Source organism: Legionella qingyii, assembly GCF_003184185.1.
On sequence record NZ_QHJG01000083.1, the window covers coordinates 1 to 701 of the forward strand.

Here is a 701-nt window from a genome sequence, read left to right on the forward strand (position 1 = left end):
TCGGAAAAGTTGCTACTAACTGACCATTTACAACTTCGTCTTTAATATAGAGCACAGGTTTATATGAAGGGAATACTCCAACACGAATACTCATCATTTGATTGAAATAATCATATGAAGTATTGCTTGGGAATTTAAGGGCTAATCCATCATCATCTCTACATATTACAATTGGCCTTGGGGTGCAGAGGTCATTTAATTCACTATAGAATCGATTTAAATTTTCTACATCATCAGTATTAGCCCTGGACGCACCCACATAATCGAGCAATATCGCTGCAAAATGGTCTTTAGAATAATACTCAACAAAATCTTGTATAACTTGTAGGGGGTCGTTAGAAGTTCCATAGATTTTTCTAAAAGGCTCATCATAATAAGGATTGCGAAGAACGCCATCGTATGTTGCCTCCCTATTATTTTTTAGACAATCTAATGCAATGAAAAGAGGAGGAAATACAGAATGCATTTCCCTTAGGTTATGCCATCTTCCTATTTCAGTATTCCATCCGCTTTGCATGATTTGCGACAATTTAGTTAAATCAGCTTTATACTTTATAAACAAAGCAACTGCATCATCTTTGTGTAACATAATAATTCTCTAATATTTAATATTATAAAAAAAAATTTAGCTAGAAGGTGCGATAGGAAAGGAAAAAGAAGCCAATTAATTAGTCCAGTCTGTGTTTAGACTAAAGACATTA

The 701-nt window shown here is 33.8% G+C and carries 1 protein-coding gene; it reads right to left on the bottom strand.

Features of this window, described 5'->3' with window-relative positions:
- The coding region (locus tag DGG96_RS20560; RefSeq protein WP_133249356.1) for a hypothetical protein at nucleotides 1-589 on the bottom strand (589 nt) is incomplete at its 3' end.
- Nucleotides 590-701: the final 112 nt, after the last annotated feature.